At 41.7% G+C, this 16,106-nt stretch carries 14 protein-coding genes, 1 tRNA gene, 1 pseudogene and 1 other annotated feature; all 16 genes and pseudogenes read left to right on the plus strand.

Features of this window, described 5'->3' with window-relative positions; translation table 11 throughout:
• The first annotated feature begins 55 nt into the window (after positions 1-55).
• The 16 genes and pseudogenes from AC3ZVC_RS09920 (at position 56) to ilvN (ending at position 16,090) form a co-directional block, all read left to right on the plus strand.
• Complete coding sequence (locus AC3ZVC_RS09920; RefSeq protein ID WP_214725056.1) at positions 56-664, plus strand: succinate dehydrogenase cytochrome b558 subunit; 609 nt, start codon at positions 56-58, stop codon at positions 662-664.
• A gap of 228 nt (positions 665-892) precedes the next feature.
• A pseudogene (gene sdhA / locus AC3ZVC_RS09925) lies at positions 893-2,652 on the plus strand (succinate dehydrogenase flavoprotein subunit).
• 3 nt (positions 2,653-2,655) lie between these two features.
• Positions 2,656-3,423, plus strand: a complete 768-nt coding sequence (gene sdhB / locus AC3ZVC_RS09930; protein WP_214725052.1) for a succinate dehydrogenase iron-sulfur subunit — start codon at positions 2,656-2,658, stop codon at positions 3,421-3,423.
• Positions 3,424-3,825: 402 nt separating this feature from the next.
• Positions 3,826-4,290 (plus strand): acyl-CoA thioesterase, encoded by a 465-nt coding sequence (locus AC3ZVC_RS09935; RefSeq protein ID WP_490068189.1) that lies wholly within the window; start codon positions 3,826-3,828, stop codon positions 4,288-4,290.
• Between the two features lie 146 nt (positions 4,291-4,436).
• Positions 4,437-4,661, plus strand: coding sequence for a helix-turn-helix domain-containing protein (locus AC3ZVC_RS09940; RefSeq protein WP_009333184.1), 225 nt, complete (start codon positions 4,437-4,439; stop codon positions 4,659-4,661).
• Between the two features lie 272 nt (positions 4,662-4,933).
• Positions 4,934-5,392, plus strand: a complete 459-nt coding sequence (locus tag AC3ZVC_RS09945) for a MarR family winged helix-turn-helix transcriptional regulator (RefSeq protein WP_214725048.1) — start codon at positions 4,934-4,936, stop codon at positions 5,390-5,392.
• Between the two features lie 10 nt (positions 5,393-5,402).
• Positions 5,403-6,197, plus strand: coding sequence for a glutamate racemase (gene racE, locus AC3ZVC_RS09950; protein WP_490068190.1), 795 nt, complete (start codon positions 5,403-5,405; stop codon positions 6,195-6,197).
• A gap of 135 nt (positions 6,198-6,332) precedes the next feature.
• Positions 6,333-8,477, plus strand: coding sequence for a DNA helicase RecQ (gene recQ, locus AC3ZVC_RS09955; protein WP_490068884.1), 2,145 nt, complete (start codon positions 6,333-6,335; stop codon positions 8,475-8,477).
• A 304-nt stretch (positions 8,478-8,781) separates the two neighbouring features.
• Positions 8,782-9,855 carry a GerMN domain-containing protein gene (locus AC3ZVC_RS09960; protein WP_490068191.1) on the plus strand — a complete coding sequence of 358 codons (1,074 nt, stop codon included), beginning with the start codon at positions 8,782-8,784 and terminating at the stop codon, positions 9,853-9,855.
• Positions 9,856-10,059: 204 nt separating this feature from the next.
• Entirely contained in the window at positions 10,060-10,830 is a 771-nt protein-coding gene (rph, locus tag AC3ZVC_RS09965; protein WP_490068192.1) for a ribonuclease PH, read from the plus strand.
• A 1-nt stretch (position 10,831) separates the two neighbouring features.
• Positions 10,832-11,443, plus strand: coding sequence for an XTP/dITP diphosphatase (locus AC3ZVC_RS09970; RefSeq protein ID WP_490068193.1), 612 nt, complete (start codon positions 10,832-10,834; stop codon positions 11,441-11,443).
• Positions 11,440-11,958, plus strand: coding sequence for a metallophosphoesterase (locus tag AC3ZVC_RS09975; RefSeq protein ID WP_490068194.1), 519 nt, complete (start codon positions 11,440-11,442; stop codon positions 11,956-11,958). The genes AC3ZVC_RS09970 and AC3ZVC_RS09975 overlap by 4 nt, the downstream gene beginning before the upstream one ends.
• Positions 11,959-12,107: 149 nt before the next feature.
• Positions 12,108-12,184 (plus strand) — tRNA-Arg (locus AC3ZVC_RS09980).
• Between the two features lie 413 nt (positions 12,185-12,597).
• Positions 12,598-13,500: a branched-chain-amino-acid transaminase gene (gene ilvE / locus AC3ZVC_RS09985; protein ID WP_490068195.1), complete on the plus strand. Its 903-nt coding sequence runs from the start codon at positions 12,598-12,600 to the stop codon at positions 13,498-13,500.
• Positions 13,501-13,519: 19 nt separating this feature from the next.
• Positions 13,520-13,779 (plus strand) — a binding site (T-box leader).
• Positions 13,780-13,856: 77 nt separating this feature from the next.
• On the plus strand, positions 13,857-15,575 hold the full coding sequence (ilvB, locus tag AC3ZVC_RS09990) for an acetolactate synthase large subunit (RefSeq protein ID WP_490068197.1): 1,719 nt from the start codon (positions 13,857-13,859) through the stop codon (positions 15,573-15,575).
• Positions 15,572-16,090 (plus strand): acetolactate synthase small subunit, encoded by a 519-nt coding sequence (gene ilvN, locus AC3ZVC_RS09995; protein ID WP_110067439.1) that lies wholly within the window; start codon positions 15,572-15,574, stop codon positions 16,088-16,090. Before ilvB ends, ilvN begins: the two co-directional genes overlap by 4 nt.
• Positions 16,091-16,106: the final 16 nt, after the last annotated feature.

Here is a 16,106-nt window from a genome sequence, read left to right on the forward strand (position 1 = left end):
TGATGTCCTGAGCGGGGGCTCAGCATCATTTTTTACAAATCAGGGGGGAAAGTTTATGGCAGGTAATCGAGAGTTTTTTAATCGCAGATTGCATTCATTACTTGGGGTTATACCAGTTGGGCTGTTTTTAGTTCAGCACCTTGTAGTGAACCATTTTGCAACAGGGGGAGAGGAATCTTTTAATAATGCTGCGCATTTTATGGAAAGTCTTCCATTCAGGATTTTCCTTGAAACGTTTGTTATTTATTTACCTTTGTTGTTCCATGCAATTTATGGTCTTTATATTGCTTTTACTGCGAAAAATAATACGAGCAGATTTGGATTCTTCCGCAACTGGATGTTTATGCTCCAGCGTGTAACGGGTGTTATTACATTGGTATTTGTTGCTTGGCACGTTTGGGAAACTCGTGTGCAGGCCGCTTTTGGAGCAGATGTTAACTTTCAGATGATGGAGAACATCCTATCAAATCCATTTATGTTCTGGTTCTATATTATTGGCGTTATTTCTGCGATTTTCCACTTCGCTAATGGCCTTTGGTCATTCCTAGTAAGCTGGGGAATTACAGTATCACCTCGTTCTCAGGTTATTTCAACTTATGTAACGATCGGTATTTTTATCGCACTTTCTATTGTTGGCGTACGTGCGCTTACAGCATTCATTTAATAGACATTAAAACACTATGAGACTATGTTCGGATATTAAAAATAAGAAATATAAGCTTTGAAGTTAGGCAGCTGTCTAGCTCCACAAGGCAAGCTTTGCTTAGCATAATCTGGGCTCGGCTAAAAGCGGCAGCTTTTAGGAAAAGGAGCTATCGGCTTCAGGGAATTATCGCCGATAAGCGGGCGCCTTGCGCTTTTCTTAGTATTAGGATTAAGGGAGTGAGTCACGATGGGTAAAGGAAAGGTAATAGTTGTCGGCGGCGGATTAGCCGGTTTAATGGCGACAATTAAAGTTGCAGAATCAGGGACTCCGGTTGAATTATTTTCGTTAGTGCCGGTTAAACGTTCTCACTCTGTTTGTGCCCAGGGCGGTATTAACGGAGCAGTAAATACAAAAGGAGAAGGAGATTCTCCTTATATTCATTTTGACGATACAATCTATGGCGGTGACTTTTTGGCAAACCAGCCGCCTGTTAAAGCAATGGCAGAAGCTGCACCAGGAATCATTCATTTATTTGACCGAATGGGTGTTATGTTTAACCGTACACCTGAAGGATTACTTGACTTCCGCCGCTTTGGTGGAACACAGCATCACCGTACAGCATTCGCTGGTGCTACAACTGGCCAGCAGCTGCTTTATGCGATGGACGAGCAGGTCCGCCGCCATGAAGTTGCCGGATTGGTAACAAAGTATGAAGGATGGGAATTCTTAGGGGTAGTGATCGATGATGATGGAGCTTGTAAAGGTGTTGTTGCCCAGAACCTGACTTCAATGGAAATCAAATCCTTTGCTGCAGATGCAGTTATTATGGCTTCGGGCGGACCGGGGATTATTTTCGGTAAATCAACTAACTCTGTCATTAACACTGGCTCAGCTGCTTCGATCGTTTATCAGCAAGGTGTTTATTATGCAAATGGAGAATTTATTCAAATCCATCCAACTGCCATTCCGGGAGATGATAAGCTCCGCCTTATGAGTGAATCAGCCCGCGGTGAAGGTGGACGAGTTTGGACATATAAAGATGGTAAACCTTGGTACTTCCTTGAGGAAAAATATCCTGCCTATGGAAACCTGGTGCCACGTGATATTGCTACACGTGAAATCTTTGACGTGTGCGTTAACCAAAAGCTTGGTATTAATGGGGAGAACATGGTTTACCTGGATCTTTCCCATAAAGACCCTAAGGAACTTGATATTAAGCTTGGCGGAATCATTGAAATTTATGAGAAATTCCAGGGTGAAGACCCTCGTAAGGTTCCAATGAAAATCTTCCCTGCAGTCCATTATTCCATGGGCGGTCTATGGGTTGACTATGACCAAATGACAAACATTCCTGGCTTGTTCGCTGCAGGTGAGTGTGATTATTCACAGCACGGTGCAAACCGTTTAGGTGCCAACTCTCTTCTTTCGGCCATTTATGGCGGTATGGTTGCCGGCCCAAATGCAGTAAAATACATCAGCGGTTTGGATAAGAGTGCTGAAGATTTCCTTCATCATTATTTGACCGTTATGTTAAACAGGAAGAAGAAAAGTGGAACAATATTATGTCTCTTGATGGCACAGAGAATGCCTATGTCCTTCATAAAGAGCTTGGAGAATGGATGACTGATAATGTAACAGTTGTTCGCCATAATGACAGGCTTCTAAAGACCGATGAAAAAATTGTTGAGCTTATGGAGCGATATAAGAACATCAACATTAACGATACGGCGAAGTGGAGCAACCAGGGAGCAAGCTTTACCCGCCAATTGCAGAATATGCTTCAATTGGCACGCGTTATTACAATCGGTGCATATAACCGTAATGAAAGCCGCGGTGCCCACTATAAGCCTGATTTCCCTGAGCGGAATGATGAGGAATTCCTTAAAACAACAATGGCGAAGTTTGTAGATGCAAATTCCGCTCCTGAATTCCATTATGAAGATGTTGACGTAAGTTTAATTAAACCGCGTAAGCGTGATTATTCCAAAAAGAAAGGGGAGAACTAAACAATGCAAGAAACTAAAGCTAAAACTGTCCGTTTTATAATCAGCCGCCAGGATACTCCTGATTCAGCCCCTTATCAGGAAGAGTTTGAGCTTGGCTACCGTCCAAATATGAACGTTATTTCTGCTCTTATGGAAATCCGCCGTAATCCGGTTAATGTAAAAGGTGAAATGACTACACCGATTTCCTGGGATATGAACTGCCTTGAAGAGGTTTGCGGAGCTTGTTCTATGGTGATTAATGGCAAGCCGCGCCAATCATGTACTGCACTTGTGGACCAGCTTGAACAGCCAATCCGACTTGAGCCAATGCGTACCTTCCCTGTAGTCCGTGACTTGCAGGTAGACAGAAGCCGTATGTTCGATTCTTTGAAAAAAGTTAAGGCATGGATTCCTATCGACGGAACTTATGATTTGGGACCAGGACCTCGTATGCCTGAAAGAAAACGTCAATGGGCTTATGAGCTGTCAAAATGCATGACTTGCGGAGTATGTCTTGAAGCTTGTCCAAATGTTAACAGCAAATCCGATTTCATTGGACCAGCACCTTTATCACAAGTTCGTTTATTCAATGCTCATCCAACTGGAGAAATGAATAAAGCGGAACGCCTGGAGCAAATCATGGGTGATGGCGGACTTGCCAATTGCGGTAACTCGCAGAACTGTGTACAGTCCTGCCCGAAAGGCATTCCTTTAACAACTTCCATTGCGGCACTTAACCGTGATACAACATTCCAGTCTTTCAAAAACTTCTTTGGAAGCGACCAGATTTAACATTACAGAAAACCCCTTTCCTTTTGGAGAGGGGTTTTTTAGGCTGTATTTTTATCATTTGTTTCTTTGGGCCGCTAACTAAATTTAATCACTGAGCTGATTGGAGTGGAAGGTGCGATCCTCGAAAATGCTATCGCACTTTCTTCATGCGGTGTTCATTCGAGGATGCTTATTCAATGTCCTGCGGGAGCAGCATACCAAGGGAGACCCCGCAGACGCAGAACGTCGAGGAGCGTCGGTAGCCCCGTTGTTTCGTTGAGTTGCAACGGAAATCAACGTGCTGAATTAATTTAGAGTCATTACCTTTTCAATCGGGGCTGAAGGGTTTTCAAATAATTCGAAAAACACTATAATAAAATAAAACAGAGTGAATGCTCATTCATAAAACCGGGAGGAAACACCATGGGAAAATTAAACTATATAGACGATTTTAAAACATGGGAAGAAGAATTCATCTTTTTTCATCCCGTTAAGGTGCGCTTTTCTGAAACAGATATGTTTGGACATTTGAACAATACTGTTCCATTCACATATTATGAAGAAGCGAGGATTGAATTCTTTAAAAGCAAAGGATTTATGCAGGATTGGGTAAAACCAGATAACGAAACAATCCCGGTTGTTGCGGACCTTCAATGCGATTTTTTAAGTCAGGTATTCTTTGATGAAGAGATCAAAATATATGTCAAGGCTGCTGCCATCGGAAATTCTTCTGTCGATCTACACTATATGGGCAAGAAACCAGATGGATCAATTTGTTTTGCTGGCAGAGGGACGATGGTGCAGATATCCAAGAAGACCGGCAAAGGTGTCCCGTGGACTGAAGAGATGAAAGAATTGCTGAAGAGCGGAGTGAAAGTACGAGCCTAGCGGCTCAAAGACATATTTTTTAAAATAACTTTCTCCTTTATGTAAATATAGTCACTTCAGCACTTTTGCTGACATATGATATGGTGACTAAATATATACCCATCCCGCGGTTCATAGCTGGCGAAAGGCAAGGAGGGTTACAATACTTGAAGGAGAATGAATATACTCACAAGCCGTTACTCACCAAACGAGAAAGAGAAGTATTCGAATTGTTAGTACAAGACAAAACAACAAGGGAAATCGCTGGTGAATTGTTTATAAGCGAAAAAACGGTTCGGAACCACATTTCCAATGCCATGCAAAAGCTTGGTGTAAAGGGGCGTTCACAAGCTGTTGTAGAGCTCCTTCGAATGGGAGAGCTAGAACTTTAATCTAGACCGGCTATCCTTCTGGGATGCCGGTTAACACTTTTATATGGGGTTTTTAAGGCAGGGATTTATTTCTGTCTTGAAATTTGTGCCGAAAAAGGTGAAAATAAATGCACAAGGGCAAAAAATTAACCTTTATTTAAAGAGTATATAGTATCTTAATTTCGATAATGTTTAGTTCTGGGCACCATCCATCTGTTTGAGTCCTTTAGCCAATAGGCGGGTGCCTAGCGCTTTTCTTTAAATCGTAAAAGCTGAAATGGGAGTGTTTATGAATGAAGCTTGAAGATCCTAAAACAAATGAAATACATGATGTTGTGGCTGACATAGAAAAAGACCTAAGATACATATCCGGTATTATCAAGCAAAAAGGACGGGAAATCTTAAGTGATTTTACAATCACACCGCCGCAATTCGTAGCCTTGCAATGGCTTTTTGAAGAAGGCGATATGACAATAGGCGAGCTCTCAAATAAAATGTACCTTGCCTGCAGCACGACAACAGACCTGGTTGACCGCATGGAAAAGAACAATCTGGTAAAAAGAGTCAAAGATCCAAACGATAGGAGAGTAGTCCGTATCCAACTGTTGGAAGAAGGCGAACGGATTATTGAAGAGGTTATTAAGAAGAGGCAGGAATACTTGAAAGAAGTTCTAAAGGACTTCACAAACGAAGAGGTATTGTTCCTTAAAGATAACTTAATGAAGTTACATCAAGATATGCGCATAGAATGAGGCGGTACGTTTGAAAGAACCTATAGGAATTATTGACTCCGGAGTTGGAGGCTTAACTGTCGCGAAAGAAATTATGCGGCAGCTGCCAAATGAAGATATTGTTTACCTCGGTGACACGGCCCGCTGTCCCTACGGCCCCCGCAGTGGAGATGAGGTTAAAGCTTTTACATGGCAAATGACTCAATTTTTATTAGGAAAAAATATTAAGATGCTTGTAATCGCATGCAATACAGCTACAGCAGTAGCGCTCGAGGAAATTCGCCGGGAACTGTCCATCCCTGTTATTGGTGTTATTTTTCCTGGTGCAAGATCGGCAATTAAAGTAACGCAAAACAATACAATCGGTGTTATCGGAACGGAAGGTACGGTCAAGAGCGGAGCCTATGAAAAAGCCTTGATTCAAATTAACAGCAAATCGATCGTTCACAGTCTCGCATGTCCAAAGTTTGTTCCGCTTGTTGAAAGCGGGGAATATGAAGGGCCTGTTGCTAAAAAAATAGTGGCTGAAACACTATACCCCTTAAAAGGCAGAGGAATGGATACGCTTATTCTTGGATGTACACATTATCCTCTTTTAGAGCCGATTATTAAAAATGTTATGGGAAGAGACGTAAAGGTAATTAGTTCTGGTGAAGAAACCGCAAGGGAAGCAAGTACCATTCTCCATCATCACGGATTACTGAAGGAAATCCTTGAAGAACCCGAATATAAATTTTTTACAACAGGATCCACTGCGATTTTTTCAAAAATTGCATCCAAATGGCTTAAAATACCTGTGAATAAAGCAGAAAAAATTACGCTTTAACAAAGTCCTTGCAAACACCTTCTGATCGATTTATTACAGAAGGTGTTTTTCGATTCTCTTTAAGGTTACAATCCAAAGAAAGCTTTGGTATCATGAAATGTGAAATACAAAAAATTAATTGAGTTGGTGATCGATTTGCTGGCACAAGCTGAAAACTATTTGAATGAGTATTTTGGATATACCTCATTCCGGCCAGGACAAAAGGAGATAATCCAAAATATTATTGGACAAACCAATACCCTAGGAATTCTTCCGACAGGAGGCGGAAAGTCAATCTGTTTCCAAATTCCCGCTCTTGTACTCCCCGGAACGGCCATCGTCATTTCTCCGTTAATCTCTTTAATGAAAGATCAGGTAGATGCCCTATTGACTGCTGGAATCCCTGCTGCTTATATCAACAGTTCATTGTCTGCTGATGAGTACCAAAACATAATGGCTGGAATACGTCATGGCGAATATAAGCTTGTTTATGTCGCGCCGGAACGGTTCGATTCACATGCGTTTTTAGAGCTGTTAAATGAAGTGCCTATAAGTGAAATTGTTTTTGATGAGGCCCATTGCATTTCGCAATGGGGCCATGATTTCAGGCCAAGCTACCGTTCTGTTGTCAGCCAGCTTGGCAGCCTGAATCAGAAACCTGTGGTCGCTGCATTGACAGCAACCGCGACACGTGATGTGGCGGATGATATTCGAAGACTATTAAATATTGGCGAGGAAGATACTTTTCTTACCGGTTTTGCACGGGAAAACCTGGCTTTTCAAGTAATGAAGGGTGTTAATAAAAGAGATTTTATTATTCAATGCCTTGAAAAACACAAAAATGAAGCGGGCATCATCTATACTTCCAGCCGCAGGGAAACAGACCAGCTTCATCAATTTTTAAAAGGAAAGAGCTATTCTGTTGCGAAATACCATGCCGGTTTAAAGGAAGAAGATCGAAAAAAAGCCCAAGATGCGTTTGTTTATGATGAAGCGGAAATCATGATTGCTACAAATGCGTTTGGGATGGGGATTGACAAATCCAATGTCAGATATGTTATCCACTATAATCTGCCCCGCAATATTGAAGCCTATTATCAGGAAGCAGGGAGAGCGGGAAGAGACGGAGAGGAGAGCATGTGCTATTTGCTGTTTGCTCCGCAGGATATTCAACTCCAAAAGTTCCTAATAGAAGAAAGCAATTTGGATCGTCACAAAATGGAGCAGGAATACAGCAAATTAAAGGAAATGGTGAATTATTGCCATACAGAAAAATGCCTTCAGTCTTATATCATTGAATACTTTGATGAGAATGCAGAATCGTTCAGCTGCGGAAAATGCAGCAGCTGTTTGGATGAACGTAAAAGCATAGATATTACACAGGAAGCTTTAATGATATTTTCGTGCATTAAACGGATGGGAGAGAGGTTCGGGATTACATTAACCGCTCAGGTTTTAAGAGGATCCCATAATAAAAGAATCCGCGAAATGAACTTTAATCAGCTATCCACATTCGGGTTATTAAAAAACCGTAAGGAAAAAGAGATTGCAGACATTATGAATTACCTGCTTGCTGAAGGCTTTTTAGCTTTAACGGACGGAAAGTTTCCAACTGTAAAGCTTTCAGCAAATGCGGTTCCGGTTTTAAAGGGACAGGAAAAAATCGCTATGAAAATAAAAGAGCCTGATCTTATGAAGGAAACAGAAGAAAATGATGAACTATTCTCAGTTTTACGCAATTTAAGAAAAAAGCTTGCAGACGAGGAAAAAGTCCCGCCATATGTTGTGTTTGCCGATACTACATTGAAAGAAATGAGCAGCTGCTTCCCTATTAACGAGGAAATGATGCTAAACATTAAAGGCGTTGGGCAAATGAAGTTTGATAAGTATGGTGAGTACTTTATCGACGAAATTAAAAGCTTTGTTGAGGAACATAATATTAAGTCTGTCCCTGTTAAGTCCGAAAAATCGGCAGAGATTGAGGAGCCTCTGGATGACCGCCCCAGTTACCTGATTTCATTTGAATTTTATAAGGATGGAGTACCAATTAGCGAAATAGCCAAAAAGCGAAACTTTTCACTGATAACGATCCAGGAACATATACTCCGGTCCATAAAAGAAGGCAATACAGTTATATGGTCTGAAATTTTTGATGGTACAGAAGAAAAGCTGATCATGGAAGCGGTGGAGAAAGTCGGAAGGGACAAGCTTAAGCCGATTAAGGAAGAACTTCCTGAAGAAATCGATTATTTTAAAATAAAAGCTGTGCTGGTTAAGAACGAGCTGCAGGAACAAAAATAGCAAAAGGGAGAGAAGCTCTAATTTGGGGCTTCTTTTTGTTTGGCTGCTATTTTTACAGTTTGGGTTTTCCCTATAATTAATTTTTGGCTAAACCGTGAAAGGAGGAACCTGAGCCTGCTCAGTTCGTAAAAATTGAAGATTCCGAGGTTGAAATTAAAGTAGAGATGGGCAGTTATCGATGCCCGAATCAAGCGGTTTGTCCAAATTTGTCAAAAATCTATTAACACTTTTCTCCCGAAAGGCGGTCTAAATTACAGATAGGCTCGTATACATGTAGTACAAACTGTCTCAGGGGGGATTAAATATGTCTATAAATAAAAAATCGACTATAGTTTCAGCTGTTCTCGTTTCATCAGTTTTATTATCAGGCTGCGGATTATTTGGAAGCCAGGGAAAGGAAAAAGTAGATCCGCCAAAAGAAGTGACATATTCTGATGAAGGAGAAAAGGTAGCTGAAGAAACAAACGGCACAGAAATGGAAACAGCAGAGAACGAAGATGGTGTGGTAGCAAATCTTCAAACAGAGCTTTATTTAATTGATAAAAATGGTTATGTTGTCCCACAGACGCTAGAGCTTCCGAAAACAAATTCAGTTGCTACACAGGCTTTGGAATACTTGGTAGAAAACGGCCCTGTAACCGACCTGCTTCCTAATGACTTCAGAGCAGTCCTTCCAGCTGATACAAAGGTTTCAGTCAATATTAAGGATAAAGTTGCTACTGTGGACTTCTCCAAGGAGTTTCAGGAATACGCTCCAGAAGATGAAATGAAGATTCTTCAATCTGTTACTTGGACGCTTACGCAATTTGATGCCATTGATAAAGTAAAGCTTACCTTGAATGGGCATGAATTAAAAGAAATGCCTGTAAATGGAACGCCGATTGCTGCATCATTAAGCAGAGCCAATGGAATTAACATGGACACGACAGAAGTAGTTGATATAACCAATACAAAACCGGTTACAGTGTACTACCTTGGCGGGGATGAAGAAAACTATTATTATGTTCCTGTCACAAAACGTGTAAGCAATAAAATGGAAAACAAAGTCGAAGCTGTTGTAAACGAATTGGTTAAAGGGCCAAACTATGCTTCCAATCTGGTAACAGACTTCCTGCCGGATGTTCAGCTGCTTGAAGATCCAAAAGTGGAGGATGGAAAAGTCACTCTTAACTTTAACGAAAACGTGTTTAGCAGTTTTGAAGAAAAAATGATCTCCCAGCATCTGTTGAATGCCCTTGTCCTCTCTTTAACTGAACAAAAAGGGATCGAGAGCGTTGCTGTCACAGTTGATGGAAAAGCAGAAATTGTGAATGAGAACGGGGAAAAGTTAACGGAGCCAGTAACACGTCCTGAAAATGTGAATACAGGAAGTTTTTAAAAAGGCGGATTTTGTTATACTATAAAGTAACAGGAAAAAGAGGTAGGCATTTATTGCCGCCTCTTCTTTGTTGCAGAAAAACGGACTGCGAATTTAAATTGCAGATCCCTTCAAAGATTACATACTTTTTATGCAGAAAAGGGAAGCTTTCCTGTTTAAAACGAATCAATGGATATCCAATGGATATTAAAGGGGGAATCAGCTTTGCGTGCAGATGGACGTGAACCAATGCAGCTCAGGCCTATACATATTGAAACAGAATACTTAAAGCATCCCGAGGGCTCTGTCCTAATTACAGTAGGAGATACAAAGGTGATTTGTACAGCTAGTATCGATGAGAGAGTGCCGCCATTTATGAGGGGCCAGGGAAAAGGCTGGATAACAGCTGAATATTCGATGCTGCCAAGAGCTACAGAACAGAGAAATATCAGAGAAGCGGCAAAAGGCAAAATTTCCGGAAGAACAATGGAAATCCAGCGCCTGATCGGCCGTGCCCTTCGTGCTGTTGTCGATTTGGAGGCACTTGGAGAAAGAACAGTCTGGCTGGATTGTGACGTCATACAGGCCGACGGAGGCACACGGACAGCATCTATTACAGGTGCATTCATTGCAATGGCACAGGCAATGGACAAGCTTTACACCAATAAAAAGCTTCCCCAATACCCGGTAAATGATTTTCTTGCTGCTACAAGTGTGGGTATTCTCGATAATAAGCAGGCTGTAGTAGACTTGAATTATATTGAGGACTCTTCAGCACAGGTGGACATGAATGTGGTCATGACAGGAAACGGAGAATTTGTAGAGCTTCAGGGTACAGGGGAAGAGGCGACATTTTCTTATTCACAGCTTCAGGAATTATTAAATGCTGCCCAGGGGGGCATCTCGGAGCTGTTTGAACACCAAAAGGCTGTACTTGGAGAGAAAATCACAACAAGCATTATTAACAAAAGAGAAAAGCTGGAGGGGAAGGCGTAGGATGCAAGAAGTTATAATCGCTACTAAAAATACAGGCAAAGCAAGGGAGTTTGAGCGGATGTTCAAGCCTCTTGGCTATGAGGTCAAAACTTTATTGGACTATCATGACTTTCAAGATGTAGAAGAAACCGGCACCACCTTTGAAGAGAATGCCATTTTAAAAGCAGAAACTGTTTCCAATGCGTTCAGAAGAATGGTCATTGCTGATGATTCAGGACTGATGATAGACGCGCTGGAAGGCAGGCCTGGCATTTTTTCTGCGCGTTATGCGGGTGAAGAGAAAAACGACCAGAAAAACATGGACAAAGTTTTGAAGGAGATGGAGAACACACCCGATAACAGCCGCCAGGCGAGATTTTACTGCGCGCTGGCAATTGCTGCACCTGGAAAAGAAACATTAACAGTTGCAGGGACCTGCGAAGGCTCTATCTTAAGAGATAAAAGAGGCACTCATGGGTTTGGCTATGATCCTATCTTCTTTGCGGAGGAGAAAGGAAAAGCAATGGCAGAGCTAAAGCCTGAAGATAAAAGCCAAATCAGTCATCGAGCAAAGGCGCTAAAAAAGCTTGAAGAGCTTCTCCCTGCTTTTCTTTCTGGAAATGAAAAAGCATGAAAATACTTATTCTGAGCGACAGCCATGGCCTAACTTCCGAACTGAAGCAAATCCGTGACAAGCATGCTGGGATGGATCTTTTGATTCATTGCGGAGATTCGGAACTGCAAGCTGATGACGAATCTATTAAAGGGTACTCTGCAGTAAGAGGAAATTGTGACTTTGAGACAGGATTCCCGGAAGATCGTTTTGAAGAAGTTGAAGGGCTGCGCCTGTTTGTTACACATGGCCATAGGTATTCTGTAAAGTCTACACTAATGAATCTCTCCTACCGCGCACGTGAAATGGAAGCGGATATTGTATGTTTTGGTCATTCGCATTATCTGGGAGCTGAAATGGTGGATAACACTTTATTTATTAATCCTGGAAGTATCAGGCTGCCAAGGGGAAGAAGAGAAAAAACATATATAATCCTGGAGACTAAGCAAAGAGATATTACCCTTGAGGTTTATGATTTAGCCACGGGGAAAATGCCCGGTCTTTCTCAAAAATTTTCACTGGCAAAAAAGGAATAACTTGATTATAATAACTGAGGGGAGCAAGGCTTCCCTCAAACACAAAAAAATTCAATAAAAGTATTGACTTCGGATTGTTTGTCTAATATAATAAAACTTGTCTTTGAGATAATCTTTCTCCAAAAGAGACAGTAATTATTATATTATATGTCCCAGTAGCTCAGCAGGATAGAGCAACGGCCTTCTAAGCCGTCGGTCGGGAGTTCGAATCTCTCCTGGGACGCCATTTACACACCTAGCAACACTACATATCTTACCGAATTTTACTCACCATTTTGGTGAGTTTTTTTGTGCCCTAAAAATCCTCTAGCTCTCCTCCTGCAAAATTATCTGGGATCCCTGCTGATTATAAAATTTTTTAAAAAATTTTTTTCTCATGGAATGTGAATATATCAACATTGTAAGCGGATACAGCTAAACCTATTAATCTAAATTATCAAATAATTCATAAAAAGGGTGTTGACGACTGTTCAAAATGGGCGTAAGATAGTCCTCAATATAAGAAATCAAAACCTGAATTAAACAGAATCGCAGAAGCAAAATTAAAATATTCTGTAAAGAAAATTGCAGATTTTTTTAAGCTAAAAATTCAGCGGTTTAAAGTGTTAAATTATTTGTATTTAGTGAGAGGTGTTTTTCGTGCCTGAACAGTGGATCTTTTTAAACGGAGAATTCGTCACAAAAGAAAACGCGAAAATTTCTGTTTATGACCATGGTTTTCTTTATGGCGATGGAGTTTTTGAAGGTATCAGGGTTTACAGCGGAAATATTTTTAGAATGAAAGAGCATATGGATCGCCTGTATCGATCAGCAAAGTCAATTATGCTTAACATTCCGTATACACAAGAAGAGTTCACTGACCTGGTGGTAAAAACGGTTGAACGAAACCAGCATGAAAGTGCTTATATTCGAATAGTGGTGTCAAGAGGAGTCGGCGATCTTGGTCTGGATCCAAACAACTGCAGGAGCGCCAACGTTGTTATCATTGTAGAGCCTTTGGCCATTTTCCCTAAACATCTTTACGAAACAGGATTGGAAATTGTAACAGTTGCAACCCGGCGAAACAGACCCGATGTTTTAAGCCCAAAAGTAAAATCCCTGAACTATTTGAATAATATTCTTGTCAAAATTGAAGCACGCCTTGCCAATGTGAATGAAGCATTAATGCTAAATGATCAAGGCTATGTAGCGGAAGGCTCGGCAGATAATGTATTTATTATAAAGGACGGGGTATTCTACACTCCTCCTGGTTATATCGGAGCATTGGAAGGAATCACAAGAAACGCTGTTATCGATATAGCAAGAGAGCTTGGATATGAAGTGAAGGAAGAACCCTTTACAAGGCATGATGTGTACACAGCTGATGAGGTTTTCTTAACCGGCACTGCCGCGGAAGTCATCGCAGTTGTAAAAGTGGATGGCCGGACAATAGGTGACGGCATTCCGGGAAGTTACACAAAAAATCTCCTGGAGAAATTCAGGGAGCGGGTTGTAGCAGAAGGGATTAAGGTAATCTCGCTGGCAGCTCCGCACGTAAGCTGAAAAATAACTTAAACAAATAGGAAAAGCGTGGAAGAGGATAAGTAGTTTTATGACAAGGCGTTCACAGAGAGCCGGAGCTGCTGAAAACCGGCAATGCCCTCATAAAATGAACTCACCTCGGAGCGCAGGCCTGAAAGATGATCATCGAGTAGGGGCTGCCGGGTGTGCTTCACCCGTTATCAAAACGGATAGCAATTTTGCTATCCATGAGTGCACGCATTAAAGCGTGAATCAGGGTGGTACCGTGGAACAGGTTATCAAAGCCTTTTCATCCCTTAAGCCTATAATCAATAGGTTTGTATGGGGTGGAAGGGCTTTTTATATTGGATTAAAAAACAAGAGGAGGTTATCAACAAATGTTGCAGGAAGCTGCCTTAACAGAAACCAAAACGGAGACCGAATCGGTTACCGGTGCAGATCTGTTATTAAGAGCCTTGGAGAAAGAAAATGTTGAAGTGATTTTTGGTTATCCGGGAGGAGCTGTTCTTCCAATTTACGACAAGCTGTATGATTCAAAAATTCTTCATGTTTTACCCCGCCATGAGCAGGGAGGAATTCATGCAGCCGAAGGATATGCCCGAATCTCAGGAAAGCCGGGTGTTGTGATTGCCACGTCAGGACCGGGAGCTACAAATATTGTAACCGGACTTGCGGATGCAATGATGGATTCACTTCCTCTTATTGTTTTTACAGGCCAGGTGGCAACAGGCGTTATTGGATCGGATGCCTTTCAGGAGGCGGACATCCTCGGGATAACAACCCCTATCACAAAATATAACTATCAGATCCGCAGCATCGAAGATATACCGAGAGTAGTAAAAGAAGCCTTTTATATAGCTTCAACTGGAAGACCTGGACCGGTACTCATTGATGTTCCTAAAGATATCGCAGCATCTGCAGCAGAGCCGCCAGATGACCAGGAAGTTAATTTACCGGGGTACCAGCCAACATTAAAGCCTAATTATTTGCAGATCCGCAAATTAACAGAAGCAGTTAGCAGAGCAAAAAAGCCTGTGATTTTGGCAGGAGCGGGAGTTCTGCATGCAAGGGCTTCCGGGGAGTTAAAAGAGTACGCAGAGCAGCAGCAGATTCCGGTTATCCATACATTGCTAGGGCTTGGAGGATTCCCGGCTAATCATCCGCTGTTCATCGGAATGGCAGGAATGCACGGCTGCTATGCAGCCAATATGGGATTGACAGAGTGTGATTTGCTGATAAATATTGGTGCGCGGTTTGATGACAGGCTGACAGGAAATCTAAATCATTTTGCACCTAATGCAACAGTTGCCCATATTGATATCGACCCTGCAGAAATCGGAAAAAACGTTCCAACCTCCATCCCGATTGTAGCAGATGCAAAAGAAGCCCTTGAGCAGCTGATCCAGCAGGATGGCAAACCTCCAGCACATAAAGAATGGATCGAAACCATCCAGCAATGGCAGGACGAATATCCTTACTTCTACGAGAAAGAAACAGCAGGTTTAAAGCCTCAAAAGGTTATGGAAATGCTCCATTCCAAAACTGGAGGAGATGCGATTGTGGTAACAGACGTAGGACAGCATCAAATGTGGGCAGCCCAGTATTACCGCTTTAATAAAGCAGACAGATGGGTAACCTCAGGCGGTCTGGGTACTATGGGATTTGGCTTTCCTGCAAGCATAGGTGCACAACTGGCCGATCCTGAAGCATGTGTGCTCGCTGTTTGCGGAGATGGCGGTTTTCAAATGTCCACTCAGGAGCTGGCAGTCATAAAAGAACTGAACTTGCCTGTGAAAATAGTCATTTTAAATAATATGGCCCTCGGCATGGTTCGCCAATGGCAGGAAATCTTTTATGAATCGCGCTTTTCACACAGTAAAATTCCTGTACAGCCATCGTTTGTTAAACTGGCGGAAGCATACGACATTAAAGGCTATGTAATCCAAACAGAAGAAGAGGCTGAAGCTATTTTAGATGAAGTGCTTCATAGCCGTGAACCGGTGCTTTTGGACTTCAGAGTCGATCAGGGTGAAAATGTATATCCAATGATTGCCCCTGGAAAAGGACTTCACGAAATGGTAGGTGTTAAACCATGAAAAGAGTAATTTGCCTGACTGTTATGAACAGACCAGGCGTCCTGAACAGAATTACAAATCTATTTTCAAAAAGAAACTTTAATATAGAGAGTATCTCTGTCGGCCTTTCCGAACACGAAGGGATGTCCAGAATAACCTGTGTCGTCCATGTGGAGGATGATAGGGCCAGCGAACAAATTACCAAACAATTAAACAAGCAGATTGATGTCATTAAAGTAACGGATATTACTGACCAGTCAATTGTTGCAAGAGAACTTGCTCTCATCAAAGTTCAGGCAGTTCCATACACCAGGAATGAAATATACTCTTTGATTGAGCCATTCAGGGCTTCGGTTATTGATGTAAGCAAGGACAGCATGACCATTCAAATAACCGGAGAATCTGATAAAGTCGAAGCTTTCATTGACTTGATTAAACCATACGGTATTAAAGAGCTTGCCCGAACCGGAACAACTGCATTTCCAAGGGGGACTCAGCGTTCTTCCCAGCAGCAAAAGTCTTATTCCATTGTTTAATTTTAATTTATAGAAA

This window comes from Cytobacillus sp. C11.1 (genome assembly GCF_058145115.1).

Coding starts and splice junctions, on each gene's coding strand:
- ilvN (WP_110067439.1), top strand. CDS start 15,572: ATGAAAAGAGTAATTTGCCTGACTGTTATGAACAGACCAGGCGTCCTG.
- sdhB (WP_214725052.1), top strand. CDS start 2,656: ATGCAAGAAACTAAAGCTAAAACTGTCCGTTTTATAATCAGCCGCCAG.
- AC3ZVC_RS09975 (WP_490068194.1), top strand. CDS start 11,440: ATGAAAATACTTATTCTGAGCGACAGCCATGGCCTAACTTCCGAACTG.
- AC3ZVC_RS09945 (WP_214725048.1), top strand. CDS start 4,934: ATGAAGCTTGAAGATCCTAAAACAAATGAAATACATGATGTTGTGGCT.
- ilvB (WP_490068197.1), top strand. CDS start 13,857: ATGTTGCAGGAAGCTGCCTTAACAGAAACCAAAACGGAGACCGAATCG.
- AC3ZVC_RS09970 (WP_490068193.1), top strand. CDS start 10,832: ATGCAAGAAGTTATAATCGCTACTAAAAATACAGGCAAAGCAAGGGAG.
- AC3ZVC_RS09920 (WP_214725056.1), top strand. CDS start 56: ATGGCAGGTAATCGAGAGTTTTTTAATCGCAGATTGCATTCATTACTT.
- AC3ZVC_RS09935 (WP_490068189.1), top strand. CDS start 3,826: ATGGGAAAATTAAACTATATAGACGATTTTAAAACATGGGAAGAAGAA.
- AC3ZVC_RS09960 (WP_490068191.1), top strand. CDS start 8,782: ATGTCTATAAATAAAAAATCGACTATAGTTTCAGCTGTTCTCGTTTCA.